A 12,304-nucleotide genomic window follows, 5' to 3' on the forward strand; every position below is an offset into this window, starting at 1 on the left:
GGCCCGACCTCGTCAGCACGAGGCCGGGCCTGTTTGCGTGTGGCCAATAGACGGACGACCGGACTGGCGCCACACTCACACAACAGCAACACTCATCACCACCCGATACACACAGAGGATTCCCACATGCTATGGAAAAAAGGCCGACGCAGTGACAACGTCGTCGATGCCCGTGGTGATGATGCCGGCGGCGGTGGCGGCATGCGTTTCGGCGGTGGCAAGGGCCTGAGCCTGGGCGCGATTCTGCTGATCGTCGGTATTGGCTGGATCACCGGGCAAGACCCGTTGCAGATTCTCGGCCAGCTCGCCGGGCAATCCACCCAACAATCGGCGCCGACCTCGCAAACCCGTCAGGCGCCGCCAGCCAACGATGAGCAAGCCGAATTCGTCCGCTCGATCCTTGGCGATACCGAAGACACCTGGGGCACGATTTTCCAACAGGCTGGCCGGCAATATAAAGACCCGACCCTGGTGCTGTTCAGTAATCGGGTCAATTCCGCCTGCGGTCTCGCGACCTCGGCGACCGGCCCGTTCTATTGCCCGGCGGACCAGAAGGTCTATCTGGACATGGCGTTCTTCCAGGAAATGTCACAACGCTTCAAAGCCGCCGGGGACTTTGCTCAGGCCTACGTAATCGCGCATGAAGTCGGACACCATGTGCAGACGCTTCTTGGCGTTTCGGCGAAAATTCAGACAGCCCGCCAGCAAGGCCGGCAGATGGAAGGCGATGGCGGCTTGCTGGTGCGCCAGGAACTGCAGGCCGACTGCCTCGCTGGTGTCTGGGCCTACAGCGCACAGAAGCGCTTGAACTGGCTGGAACCGGGCGACATCGAAGAAGCCTTGAATGCGGCCAACGCCATCGGTGATGATCGCCTGCAACAACAGGGTCAGGGCCGTGTGGTGCCGGACTCGTTTACTCACGGTACGTCGGCGCAAAGGGTGCGCTGGTTCAAAACCGGATTCGCGCAGGGCCAGGTCGGCCAGTGCGACACCTTCGCGGCGAAAAACCTGTAAATGCATAAATGGCTTTTGGCGTTACTGATTGTTGGCAGCACCGCGCACGCCGCTGGTGTCGATGCGATCAGCCCCGGTCGCTTGCAACTCAAGGCCGGGGAAATGGCGGTAGGCATCGGGCCTGCGCCGGAGAAGATCGAGCGAGTGCTGATCGTCATTCATGGCCGATTACGCAACGCCGAGACCTATCGCAAAAGCGCCGAGAGTGCGGCCGAGCTGGCGGGACAAACCACGCACACCTTGGTGATTGCCCCGCAGTTTCTCAATGAAAGCGACGTTGCCCTGTACTCGTTGCCCGCCACAGTCCTGCGCTGGCAGGGCAACGACTGGATGGGCGGCGGGTTATCCACAGGGCCGAATCCGTTGAGTTCCTATGCGGCGCTCGACGAAATCATCGGACGGATCAGCGATCGCAAACAGTTTCCGGACGTAAAGCAGATCGTAATCTTCGGTCATTCCGGCGGCGGCCAGGTTGTACAGCGCTATGCCCTGCTGGCCAAGGATCAACCGGCGCTGAAGGCCAACGGCATTGGTCTGCGCTATGTGGTGGCCAATCCGTCTTCTTATGCCTACTTCAATGAACAACGGCCAGTGGCGTTTGATCATGCGAAGTGTGCGGGCTTCAACCGCTGGAAGTACGGTCTGTCAGACATGCCGGTGTATGCCGGTGGGCAAACGCCGTTGCAGCTTGAAAGCAGTTACGTCAAACGCGAGGTGATTTATCTGCTTGGGCAGCAGGACGTCGATCCCAAGCATCCAGCGTTGGACAAGCGTTGTGAAGCCGAGGCGCAAGGTGCGTATCGCCTGGAGCGGGGGAAGTTGTACTTCGGGTATTTGCTGCGCCGCCATCCGGAAGGGGTGAATCAGCGGTTGGTTGAAGTGCCCGGGGTCGGGCATAACGGCGATGGGATGCTGACCTCGCCGGAGGGGCAAAAGGCGTTGTTCGAATAAGTTTTGTGCTGATTGATCTGACGCCATCGCGAGCAGGCTCACTCCTACAGGGGAACGCATTCCAATTGTAGGAGTGAGCCTGCTCGCGATGAGGCCCGCTAAGGCACCCAAGATTTCAGGCCAGAAGCATCCGCCGCAACTCGACACAATCCTTCGCATGCCAATCGGTCAACTCCGGCCACGGGTTATCCGGCAAATTCACCAACACCGTCCGCGCCCCCGCCGCTCGGCCGCAATCCAGATCAAAGCGGTAATCACCGACCATCACCATCTCGCTGGCCGGCACGTCCCAAGCGTCTGCCAGTTTCAGCAAGCCACCCGGATGCGGCTTCGGCGGCGCTTCATCGCGGCCCAACACATCGTCCACCGCAAAGCAGTCAGCCAAACCAATGGCATCCAGCGTCACATGCGCCAATTCCCGCGCATTGCGAGTGAGGATGCCGAGGCGATAACCGCGCGCATGCAGATCACGCACCAGCTCCACCGCACCGGTCGCCGGGGTCGAACCCAGCGCCAGATCGCGTTCATGCTCCAACAGCCATGCGTGTTTCACTGCCGCCTCATCCGCCGGCAATGCGGCGAGATGAGTGAGGATGTCGTCTTCCGGCGGAATCGCCAGCGCCACGCGAATTGCCGCGAAATCATGCACGGCGACCGTCAGCGTGCCGTCCATGTCGAACACCCAGTGCTTCACCTCTTTCAGGCTCATGCCCAATCCTTGCGATGACGGATCAAGCCTTCCTGCGTCACCGACGCGACCAGTTGCCCGGCACGGTTGTACACGCTGCCACGGGAGAAACCACGGGAATTACCGGCCCACGGGCTGTCCATCGCGTAGAGCAACCAGTCATCGGCGCGCAGATCGTTGTGGAACCACAGCGCGTGATCGAGGCTGGCGACCTGCATGTCTTTCTGCCAGACCGATTTGCCGTGAGGCAGCATCGAGGTGGTCAGCAGGCCAAAGTCCGAGGCGTAGGCCAGCAGGTATTTGTGCAGCGCCGGGATGTCGGCCAATGCGCCGTCGGCACGGAACCACACGTACTTCACCGGATCGGCCGGCTGCGGGTTGTACGGGTCTTTTTCGGTGACCGGGCGTACTTCGATCGGTTTCGGGCACAGCAGTTTTTCACGCATGTGCTCGGGAATCAGTTGCGCGCGTTGCTGGAACAACTCCAGCTCCGACGGCAGGTTTTCCGGGCCGACCACCTGGGGCATCTGGCTCTGGTGTTCGAACCCTGCCTCGTCGTATTGAAACGATGCGCTGCAGGTGAAGATCGGATGGCCCTTCTGGATCGCCGTGACGCGGCGGGTGCTGAAGCTGCCGCCATCACGCACGCGATCAACCGAATAGACCACCGGCAACTTGGCGTCGCCCGGGCGCAGGAAATAGCCGTGCATCGAGTGCACATGACGCGCCTCTTCAACCGTCTGACTGGCCGCCGACAGCGACTGGCCGAGCACCTGACCACCGAACAACTGGCGGAAACCCAGGTCCTGGCTACGGCCACGGAACAGGTTTTCTTCGATCGGTTCCAGGGTCAGCAAGTCGACCAGATCTTCCAACACTTGGCTCATTCAGACTCTCCTCACACAAAGCTATATGCCGCGCAGTCTTGGCTGCGGCGGCCGATTCAGATTATGGCGCGGGCCAATGATATGGCGGCCATTGTAAACGTCCGTGTCGGCTTATCCATGCAAGGTTTGCAGCCATTGTTCCCGAGTGATGCGGTACAGCACATGCCGACGCAACGGATGATCGACGGCCAGTTTCGGATGATCGAAATCATCTTCCGGGGCGTGATGCATGCCGATCGCCTGCATGACTTTCTCTGAGGGCAGATTGGATTGCGCGGTGAAGGAAACTATTTCCTTGAGCGCCAACCGATCAAAGCCGCAACGCAGAGCGGTCCACGCCGCTTCGCTGGCATAGCCCAGGCCCCAATGTTCCTTGGCCAGACGCCAGCCGATCTCCACTGCCGGAGTGAACGGCGCATCAAAGCCAACCACGCCGAGCCCGGTGAAACCGATGAATTCACCGCTGTCCTTGCGCTCCAGCGCCCAAAGGCCAAAACCGTGCTCGGCAAAATGCCCACGCACGCGGCCGATCATCGAGGCGCTTTCCAGTCGGCTCAACGCTGCCGGGAAGTAGCGCATCACCTGAGGATCGGCGCACATCGCTGCAAATGCTGGCAAATCCTCGTCCTGCCACTGACGCATCAGCAAGCGTGCGCTTTGCAGTTCCAGTATCGGCTCCATCGTGCCCCTCCGTTTCCATGCCGCAAGTCTACATCGCTGGTAGGATCCTTCACTCATTCCTACGTTCCTACACGAAATCGCCATGCCATTGCCGCTGATCTACCACGAAGACTACAGCCCCGAGTTTCCGGCGGATCACCGCTTCCCGATGGACAAGTTTCGTTTGCTGCGCGATCACCTGGTCGACAGCGGCCTGACCCGCGATGGCGATCTGCTTCGACCCGAGATTTGCCCCAACGACATCCTCGCCCTCGCCCATGACCGTGCGTATATCGAACGCTACATGAGCGGCGAGTTGTCCCGCGAAGACCAGCGGCGTCTAGGCTTGCCATGGAATGAAGCACTGGCCCGGCGCACGGTGCGAGCGGTCGGCGGTTCGATTCTGGCCGCGGAGAAAGCCCTCGAACATGGCCTGGCCTGTCATCTGGCCGGCGGTACTCACCATGCGCATTACGACTACCCGGCAGGATTCTGCATCTTCAATGACCTGGCGATCATCAGCCAATACCTGCTGCAAAGCGGTCGAGTGAATCGCGTGCTGATCTTCGATTGCGATGTGCATCAGGGCGACGGCACCGCACGAATCCTGCATGACACGCCGGAGGCGATTACCGTTTCCCTGCACTGCGAGAAGAATTTTCCCGCACGCAAAGCGCAAAGTGACTGGGACATTCCGCTGCCCAAAGGCATGGGCGATGCCGATTATTTGAAGGTGGTCGACGATACGCTCAACTACCTGCTGCCGCTGTACCAACCGGATCTGGTGCTGTACGACGCCGGTGTCGATGTGCACAAGGACGACGCCCTCGGTTACCTGCAACTGACCGACGAAGGCGTCGCCGCCCGCGATGAAAGCGTGATGCGCCATTGCCTGGGCCGCGACATTCCGGTGATGGGCGTGATCGGCGGCGGCTACAGCAAGGACCGCCACGCCCTCGCCCGCCGCCACGGCATCCTCCATCACAGCGCACAGCGGGTCTGGCAGTCACACGGTTGTCATTGAGCTGTGCTGCGTTACCCACAATCGCTGTGGAACGGCCTGTGGATAACCTGAGTGAAAGGGACTACAGGCCATACCTACTGTGGCCTACAGAACACTGGCTAATTTTTAACCAGATACTGATCCACAGAAATCCCCGTGGGAGCGAGCCTGCTCGCGAAGGCGCCAGTACATTCAAATTCAAACTGACTGACCCACCGCTTTCGCGAGCAGGCTCGCTCCCACAGGGATCTCCCACATTGGTTTGCGCTGTTAGAATGCGCGCCTTATCCCGCCATACCGCAGCGCATGCCATGACCCAGACTTCCGCCTCCTCCCCCGCTCACGTCGCCATCATCGGCGGTGGCCCCGCCGGCCTGATGGCCGCTGAAGTGCTGAGCCAGGCCGGAGTTCGCGTCGATCTCTACGACGGCATGCCCTCGGTGGGCCGCAAATTCCTGCTGGCCGGCGTCGGCGGGATGAACATCACCCACTCCGAAGCCTACCCGGCGTTCCTCTCGCGCTACTCCGAGCGCGCACCGCAGATCGCACCGTTACTGCGCAGCTTCGACGCCGATGCGTTGTGCCAATGGATTCATGATCTGGGCATCGAAACCTTCATCGGCAGCTCCGGCCGCGTGTTTCCCACCGACATGAAAGCCGCGCCACTGTTGCGTGCCTGGCTCAAACGCCTGCGCGACAGTGGCGTAGTTATCCACACCCGCCATCGCTGGCTCGGTTGGGATGAACACGGCGCGCTGCGCATCGACAGCCCGGAAGGTGAAATCACCGTCAAACCCGACGCCACCCTGCTCGCCCTCGGCGGTGGCAGTTGGTCGCGGCTCGGTTCCGACGGTGCGTGGATGCTGGCTCTGGAGCAGCACAGTGTAGGACTGGCGCCGTTGCAGCCGAGTAATTGCGGCTTCGAAGTGCAGGCCTGGAGCGAACTGATGGTCAGCAAATTCGCCGGTGCGCCGCTGAAAAATATCGCCATCGGCTTGAACGACGACGTTCCGCGCTTGGGCGAATGCGTGATTACCGCGACCGGGATTGAAGGCAGTCTGATTTATGCGCTGTCGGCGCCGATTAGAGAGGCGATCAATCAGTATGGCGCGGCGGTTGTTCACATCGACCTGCTGCCCGGCCGGCCTGTGGATAAATTGCAGGCGGCATTGAGCAAGCCACGCGGATCGCGCTCGATGGCCAAGCATCTGCACAGTCAGGTCGGCATTGATGGGGTGAAAGCGGCGTTGTTGCGTGAACTGACTGATGCTGCGACGTTTGCTGATCCGGCGCTGTTGGCGCGGGCGATCAAAGCGTTGCCGCTGACTCTGCTCAAAACGCGGCCATTGGACGAGGCGATCAGCAGTGCCGGGGGCGTGACGTTCGAGGCGATGGATGAGCGCTTGATGCTCAAGGTGTTGCCGGGGGTGTTCTGCGCAGGCGAGATGCTCGATTGGGAGGCGCCGACGGGCGGCTATTTGCTGACGGGGTGTTTTGCCAGCGGGCGGGCGGCGGGGTTGGGAATTGTGCAGTGGCTCAAGTCCGAGGCGTCTGCCTGAACCCTCACCCCAGCCCTCTCCCAGAGGAGAGGGAGCTGACCGAGGTGTCTGACGTCATCCGTCGACCTGAAACAACGAGTCGATTATGGCTTCGGCCAGCCGACCGAGGTATCTGGCGCCATACATCGACCTGAAACACCGAGTCGATTATGGATTTGGTCAGACGACCTAGGTGTCAGGCGAAAGCTTTGTCGATTATGGATTCACAGCCATAGGATCAGGTCGGCGTACTTCGGGAGCATCCCCCAATCAGTCCCCTCTCCCTCGGGGAGAGGGCTAGGGTGAGGGGCTTTTGACCTTAAGGTTTACGCTTGCGCGGTCCAGTGTTGAACACCGGCACTTTACGCACAGGCTTGATCGAAGGCTCCGGCGCCTGCGTCTCGCCGCTGTCGACCCACTTGCCCAGATTGCGCTTGCCGCCACCACCGGAAGCTTTCGGCTTCTTCGGTTTCTTCGGCTTCTTGATCACCTGACCACTGGCATCGGTATCCGGCACACGGTGCTCCGGTTCGAAATCCGGCTCGTTCTGACGCTTCAAGGTCTGACGCGTCAGCATCTCGATCGCCGACAACATGTTCACTTCATCCGCGCATACCAGCGAGATTGCCTCACCGGTTGCACCCGCACGGCCGGTACGACCAATGCGGTGAATATAGTCTTCAGCCACGATCGGCAGATCGAAGTTGATCACCAGCGGCAGATCTTCGATATCCAGACCTCGCGCAGCAACGTCGGTGGCCACGAGAATCTGCACTTCACTGAGTTTGAAACGGTCCAGCGCGCGCTGACGGGTGGCCTGTGGTTTGTCGCCGTGGATACCGTCGGCATTCACACCGAGGCCCTGAAGTTTTTCCACCAGCGCATCCACACCGTTGCGGGTCTTGGCGAACACCAGCACCTGCTTCCACTTGTTCTTGCGCATCAGGTGCACGAACAGTTCAGCCTTGCGCTTCTTGTCCACCGTGACGATCCACTGCTTGACGGTGTTGGCGGCGACGTTGCGCGGGCTGACTTCGATGCTCAGCGGATCGTTGAGCATTTGCCCGGCCAGCAGGCGGATGTCATCGGAAAAGGTCGCGGAGAACAGCAGGGTCTGGCGCTTTTTCGGCAGCATGCGGTAAATGTTCGCCAGTTCTTCGGAGAAGCCCAGGTCGAGCATACGATCGGCTTCATCCAGCACCAGAGTCTGCAGCTGATCGAGTTTCAGCGCGTTCTGGCGGAACAGGTCGATCAGGCGACCGGGCGTGGCGACCAGCACATCGACGCCGCCGCGCAGCTTCATCATTTGCGGGTTGATGCTGACGCCGCCGTACACCGCGTAAGTGCGCAACGGCAGATTTTCGGCGTACTGGCGCACGGCTTCGTGAACCTGCTCGGCCAGTTCGCGGGTCGGCACCAGAATCAGCGCACGCGCCGAATTGGCAGCGACTTTCGGCCCTTCCATGGCCAGCAACTGCAGCAGCGGCAAGGCGAAACCGGCGGTCTTGCCGGTGCCGGTCTGGGCCGCTGCCATCAGGTCACGACCGGCCAGCACGGCCGGAATGGCTTGCGCCTGAACCGGCGTCGGGGTCTGGTAGCCGAGCTTCTCGAGGGAGCGCAGCAAGGGTTCGATCAGGCCAAGGGTGGCGAAAGTCATGGAAGTACCGTAGGAAAAAATGACGCGGGCATGCAATGCCGCGCAGTTTACCCTAATTCGTACGCTGTTCCGCGGGAACGGCTGTCGGCGCTGCGACTGGCGGCTGTACCGGGCGGCGCCACTGCGGCAAACCAATCAACACCACGGCGCTGATGATCACCAGCATCGCCAGCGCTTCTTCGATCCCGATGGTCTCGCCGACAAACACAATCCCCAGCAACACCGCCACCGCCGGGTTGACGTAGGCATAACTGGTCGCCGCCGCCGGGCGTACGTGCTTGAGCAGGTACATATAAGAGTTGAAGGCGATGATCGAGCCGAAGAAGATCAGGTACGCCAGCGCCAGCCAACCTTCAACCGGAGGCATCGCTTGCAGATGCTCGCCACTGACAGCGCTGCCGATCAGCAGCACCACGCCGCCAACCAGCATTTCCACCGCGCTGGCCATCGCGCCCTGCGGCAACGGCAGATGTCTGCTCCATACCGAACCGAACGCCCAGGTCGCCGCCGCGAAAATCAGCAGCGCCGCGCCCATCGGACTCGATTGCAGGTTGGAACCCATGTTGAGCATGGCAATGCCGATAATCCCCAACGCCACCCCGGCCCATTCCAGGCGGGTGTTACGCGCACCCCAGAAATAACCACAGAGCAAAGTAAACAACGGCACCGTCGCCACCGCCAATGCCGCCACCCCCGAAGCCACGCCAGTATGCTCGGCCACACTCACCGCGCCGTTACCGAAACTGAGCAGCAAAATCCCGATGATCCCCGCCGCTTTCCACTGCGCCCAGGTCGGCGCCGGAGCCCCGCGCCAGCGCAGAAAGGCGTACATCAACGTACCGGCAATCACGAACCGCACACCGCCGAGCATCAGCGGCGGCCAGTACTCGACGCCGATGCGGATCACCAGATAGGTCGACCCCCAAATCACATACAGCGCAAAAAACGCGGCGATCAGCGGTAAGGAAAAACGGCGCACGGCAGACATGGGCAGCTCGACAGTCAGATTCGGGGACTGCTTATTCTAGAAAGGCCAGAGAGCAAAAATAAGTTACAAAACCTGTTTATCAGGGCAGTACACTTTTGAAATCACGGAGATCGACGGAATAAACCGAGATTTCGAAAGTCTGGCATTTTCAGGAGATTTCCCTTGGACAAATACGACCGCATGCTGCTCAGCGCCCTGCTGGAAAATGGCCGAGCGTCCTACGCCGATCTGGCGCGTAAAGTGAACCTCTCCGCCCCCGCCGTCGCCGAGCGCGTGGCCAAGCTTGAAGTCTCCGGGGTAATCACCGGATATGAGGCAAAAATCGACCTGTCGAAAATCGGCCTGCCGATCCAGTGCATGATCGAATTGCGCCTGCACCAGAACGGCAGTCAGAAGGTCTACGACGAACTGGTAAAAATCCCGCAGCTGACCGAATGCTTTCGGGTCACGGGCGATCCGTGCGTGATGATGAAAGCCGCAGTGGGATCAATGACGGAGCTGGAGGAGTTGATCAATCGCGTGGCGAAGTTTGGCTTCAGCAAGACCTCGATTGTGTTGTCGAGCGCGATCGAAAAGCGCGTGCCGTTAGGCCAGATCGAAGGCAACGGCAAATAGTTCGGCTCCCCCCGAATGATCGTTCCCACGCTCTGCGTGGTAATGCAGCCCGGGACGCTCCGCGTCCCGTTCAAAGCCGAACGCGGAGCGTCCGTTGAGGCATTCCCACGCAGAGCGTGGGAACGATCGGTCTGTGGGATCAGCGATAGCGTTGGAGGTGTTCGGTGACTTTCGCGGCCGGGACTTTTTGCAGTTTGCACAGCAGGTCGTGCGATAGCTCGCTGACGCCGTGCTTGTGCCGCAACTCATCAGCCAAATGCGCCATCAGATTCGCGGCCATCTCGGCATCGGCCATGGCCCGGTGAGCCTGGCCGGTATGCGGCAAACGCGCAAACGTGGTCAGCGTACCGAGCTTGTGATTCGGCGCCGCCGGCATCAGCCTCCGCGCCAGCAGCAGCGAACAGGCAAAGTTCTGCAACCGCGTGCGCTTGATCCGACCCAGTTCAAAGTCCCAGAACTTCTGGTCGAACGATGCGTTATGCGCTACCAGCGGCGTGCAGCCGACGAACTCGTTGACCTCGTTCATCACCTGCTCGGCCGGCGGCGCGGTGCGCAGCATGGCGTTGCTGATGCCGGTCAGTTGTTCGATGAACGCGGGGACGCGTACGCCGGCGTTCATCAGGCTCTGGTAACGCTCGACGATGCGGCCGTTTTCCAGCATGACCACGGCGATTTCCGTGGCGCGGCAGCTGCTGTTCGGCGACAGGCCGGTGGTTTCAAAGTCGATGACTGCAATGCGTTCCAAACCGGGTTCAACTCCGTTCAATTCTTGAGTAACAACGCGCCTTCGATCGGCACGTAACGGCTGGCGGCGCGGATCAGCGAGTTGGCCGTCAGGCCGGGCACGCCATAGGCGACCGCTTGCACGCCGTGTTTGCTGATGATGCGTTCGAGCAGCATGTCGAAATCGCCGTCACCGGAGGCCAGGACAATTTCGTCGACGTGGTCGGCGGCGTCCATGATGTCGAGGGTGATGCCCACGTCCCAGTCGCCCTTGGCCGAGCCGTCGCTGCGCTGGATGTAGGGTTTGAGCTTCACGGTGAAGCCCAGATTGCGCAGGATCTGCTGGAACTGCTGCTGCTTGCTGTCGCCACGGTCGATCGCGTAGGCGTAGGCCTCGACGATCTGCCCGTCCTTGCTGATGTCTGCCCACAGCGCGGCGTAGTTGAAGTGACAACCATAGGCCTGACGCACGGTGTAGTAGAGGTTCTGCACGTCGGCGAACACTGCGATTTTTTTCACCGGAGTTCCTGTGGGCGCGCAAGCGCACGAAGCGGGATCAGGCGCCAGGCCCGAAAAAGGCGCTCAGTATGCCAGTCCGAAGGAGGGTTCCGCGAATAATCGGCCCGGAACCCTCAGGGGCTCCGGACGAATGGTGAATCAGACGAAGGAATCGTCGTCATCAAAGAAGGAAGAATTGTCGTTGCCGTAGTCGGTGTCGGTGAATCCGCCCTGGTCGTTGCCAGAGAAGCCGTTATCGGCCACACGCTGATCTTCGCCCCAGCCATTGCTGCTCTGGTCAGCGACCTGCGCCGGCTCTTCCTTGATCACTTCAACGATTTCTTCCGGCTGCTGGTTGTGATGGAACAGGCTGCTGATGCCCTGCGCCAGCATCACGCCACCAGCTACACCGGCCGCAGTTTTCAAGGCGCCGCCGAGGAAGCTGCTGCCGGCCGCCGGAGCGGCTTGTTGCGCATAACCAGGCGGCGCTGCGCCGAAGTTCTGTTGTGGCGCCGGGGCCGCATAATTCTGCTGCGGTGCCGGTTCGCGCCAGCCGCCAGTCGAGGCCGGGGCGCTCTGGGTTGGCGCCGGACGCGGGCTGCCACCAAAAATGCTCGACAGGAAACCACCGCCACCGCTCGGCGCCGGTGCGGCACTCTGAGTCTTGGCCGATTGCAACTCGGCCTGCAACTGCTGGACTTGCCGGGTCAACTGCTTGTTCTGCTCGTCGAGGCTCTTGAGCGCCGCCTCTTGCACCAGAATCGCCTGGGTCATGAAATAACCTGCCGCCGGCTGGCGGGTCAGGTGTTCCTTGATCCGCGTCTCGGCCTGGGCGTCGCGCGGGGCTGCCTCCGTTTCGGCCTGCTGCAGCCGGGAAAACAGTCCATCGATCAGGGTTTGCTCTTCGCTGTTCATGGCGACCTCGTAGATTGCCGGGGATAACATTGCCCTCGTCCACGTTGGCCGAGGTGCTCTCCTGTAATGGAGACGGTGACAAAACGTTTCAATGACCTTTACCGAATGTTTACGTTTGTGTCGCGCCGGCGATCATCGGTTAAAGTGAGCCACTGTTTTCCACCTGC

Annotated in this window: 13 protein-coding genes; 5 read left to right on the forward strand and 8 right to left on the reverse strand. The window is 60.8% G+C overall.

All coding sequences use genetic code 11. The features are described from left to right. The first annotated feature begins 126 nt into the window (after positions 1-126). Positions 127-1,014 carry a neutral zinc metallopeptidase gene (locus QOM10_RS25445; protein ID WP_095121652.1) on the forward strand — a complete coding sequence of 296 codons (888 nt, stop codon included), beginning with the start codon at positions 127-129 and terminating at the stop codon, positions 1,012-1,014. Further along, on the forward strand, positions 1,015-1,965 hold the full coding sequence (locus QOM10_RS25450; protein ID WP_316917147.1) for an alpha/beta hydrolase: 951 nt from the start codon (positions 1,015-1,017) through the stop codon (positions 1,963-1,965). Between the two features lie 115 nt (positions 1,966-2,080). Here QOM10_RS25450 and QOM10_RS25455 read toward each other — a convergent pair whose 3' ends face one another. The 3 genes from QOM10_RS25455 to QOM10_RS25465 form a co-directional block, all read right to left on the reverse strand. Next, positions 2,081-2,674, reverse strand: a complete 594-nt coding sequence (locus tag QOM10_RS25455) for an HAD family hydrolase (RefSeq protein WP_127929872.1) — start codon at positions 2,672-2,674, stop codon at positions 2,081-2,083. Continuing rightward, positions 2,671-3,540 carry an acyl-CoA thioesterase II gene (gene tesB / locus QOM10_RS25460; RefSeq protein WP_122592730.1) on the reverse strand — a complete coding sequence of 290 codons (870 nt, stop codon included), beginning with the start codon at positions 3,538-3,540 and terminating at the stop codon, positions 2,671-2,673. The genes QOM10_RS25455 and tesB overlap by 4 nt, the downstream gene beginning before the upstream one ends. A gap of 111 nt (positions 3,541-3,651) precedes the next feature. Next, positions 3,652-4,221, reverse strand: coding sequence for a GNAT family N-acetyltransferase (locus tag QOM10_RS25465; protein ID WP_127929873.1), 570 nt, complete (start codon positions 4,219-4,221; stop codon positions 3,652-3,654). A gap of 82 nt (positions 4,222-4,303) precedes the next feature. Between QOM10_RS25465 and QOM10_RS25470 the strand changes: the two genes are divergently transcribed. Further along, positions 4,304-5,224 carry a histone deacetylase gene (locus tag QOM10_RS25470; protein ID WP_150751729.1) on the forward strand — a complete coding sequence of 307 codons (921 nt, stop codon included), beginning with the start codon at positions 4,304-4,306 and terminating at the stop codon, positions 5,222-5,224. Between the two features lie 290 nt (positions 5,225-5,514). After that, complete coding sequence (locus QOM10_RS25475; protein WP_316917148.1) at positions 5,515-6,762, forward strand: TIGR03862 family flavoprotein; 1,248 nt, start codon at positions 5,515-5,517, stop codon at positions 6,760-6,762. Between the two features lie 298 nt (positions 6,763-7,060). On the opposite strand, the gene QOM10_RS25480 is transcribed toward QOM10_RS25475, so the two are convergent. Continuing rightward, entirely contained in the window at positions 7,061-8,398 is a 1,338-nt protein-coding gene (locus tag QOM10_RS25480; protein ID WP_316917149.1) for a DEAD/DEAH box helicase, read from the reverse strand. A 52-nt stretch (positions 8,399-8,450) separates the two neighbouring features. Then, positions 8,451-9,386 (reverse strand): drug/metabolite exporter YedA, encoded by a 936-nt coding sequence (gene yedA, locus QOM10_RS25485; RefSeq protein ID WP_316917150.1) that lies wholly within the window; start codon positions 9,384-9,386, stop codon positions 8,451-8,453. A 162-nt stretch (positions 9,387-9,548) separates the two neighbouring features. On the opposite strand from yedA, the gene QOM10_RS25490 reads away from it, so the two are divergent. Continuing rightward, positions 9,549-10,001 (forward strand): Lrp/AsnC family transcriptional regulator, encoded by a 453-nt coding sequence (locus QOM10_RS25490; protein WP_127929878.1) that lies wholly within the window; start codon positions 9,549-9,551, stop codon positions 9,999-10,001. A gap of 139 nt (positions 10,002-10,140) precedes the next feature. Here QOM10_RS25490 and QOM10_RS25495 read toward each other — a convergent pair whose 3' ends face one another. The 3 genes from QOM10_RS25495 to QOM10_RS25505 form a co-directional block, all read right to left on the reverse strand. Further along, positions 10,141-10,746, reverse strand: coding sequence for a PolC-type DNA polymerase III (locus tag QOM10_RS25495; RefSeq protein ID WP_150776461.1), 606 nt, complete (start codon positions 10,744-10,746; stop codon positions 10,141-10,143). 17 nt (positions 10,747-10,763) lie between these two features. Further along, a complete protein-coding gene (locus tag QOM10_RS25500) occupies positions 10,764-11,243 on the reverse strand; it encodes an NYN domain-containing protein (RefSeq protein WP_007949802.1) in 480 nt (159 codons plus the stop codon). A gap of 138 nt (positions 11,244-11,381) precedes the next feature. Then, positions 11,382-12,137: a DUF2076 domain-containing protein gene (locus QOM10_RS25505; RefSeq protein WP_316918400.1), complete on the reverse strand. Its 756-nt coding sequence runs from the start codon at positions 12,135-12,137 to the stop codon at positions 11,382-11,384. Positions 12,138-12,304 lie beyond the last annotated feature (167 nt).

The organism is Pseudomonas sp. P108 (genome assembly GCF_032613195.1).
Taxonomy (GTDB): Bacteria; Pseudomonadota; Gammaproteobacteria; order Pseudomonadales; family Pseudomonadaceae; genus Aquipseudomonas.

Coding starts and splice junctions, on each gene's coding strand:
- tesB (WP_122592730.1), bottom strand. CDS start 3,540: ATGAGCCAAGTGTTGGAAGATCTGGTCGACTTGCTGACCCTGGAACCG.
- QOM10_RS25445 (WP_095121652.1), top strand. CDS start 127: ATGCTATGGAAAAAAGGCCGACGCAGTGACAACGTCGTCGATGCCCGT.
- QOM10_RS25465 (WP_127929873.1), bottom strand. CDS start 4,221: ATGGAGCCGATACTGGAACTGCAAAGCGCACGCTTGCTGATGCGTCAG.
- QOM10_RS25475 (WP_316917148.1), top strand. CDS start 5,515: ATGACCCAGACTTCCGCCTCCTCCCCCGCTCACGTCGCCATCATCGGC.
- yedA (WP_316917150.1), bottom strand. CDS start 9,386: ATGTCTGCCGTGCGCCGTTTTTCCTTACCGCTGATCGCCGCGTTTTTT.
- QOM10_RS25505 (WP_316918400.1), bottom strand. CDS start 12,137: ATGAACAGCGAAGAGCAAACCCTGATCGATGGACTGTTTTCCCGGCTG.
- QOM10_RS25480 (WP_316917149.1), bottom strand. CDS start 8,398: ATGACTTTCGCCACCCTTGGCCTGATCGAACCCTTGCTGCGCTCCCTC.
- QOM10_RS25450 (WP_316917147.1), top strand. CDS start 1,015: ATGCATAAATGGCTTTTGGCGTTACTGATTGTTGGCAGCACCGCGCAC.
- QOM10_RS25470 (WP_150751729.1), top strand. CDS start 4,304: ATGCCATTGCCGCTGATCTACCACGAAGACTACAGCCCCGAGTTTCCG.
- QOM10_RS25455 (WP_127929872.1), bottom strand. CDS start 2,674: ATGAGCCTGAAAGAGGTGAAGCACTGGGTGTTCGACATGGACGGCACG.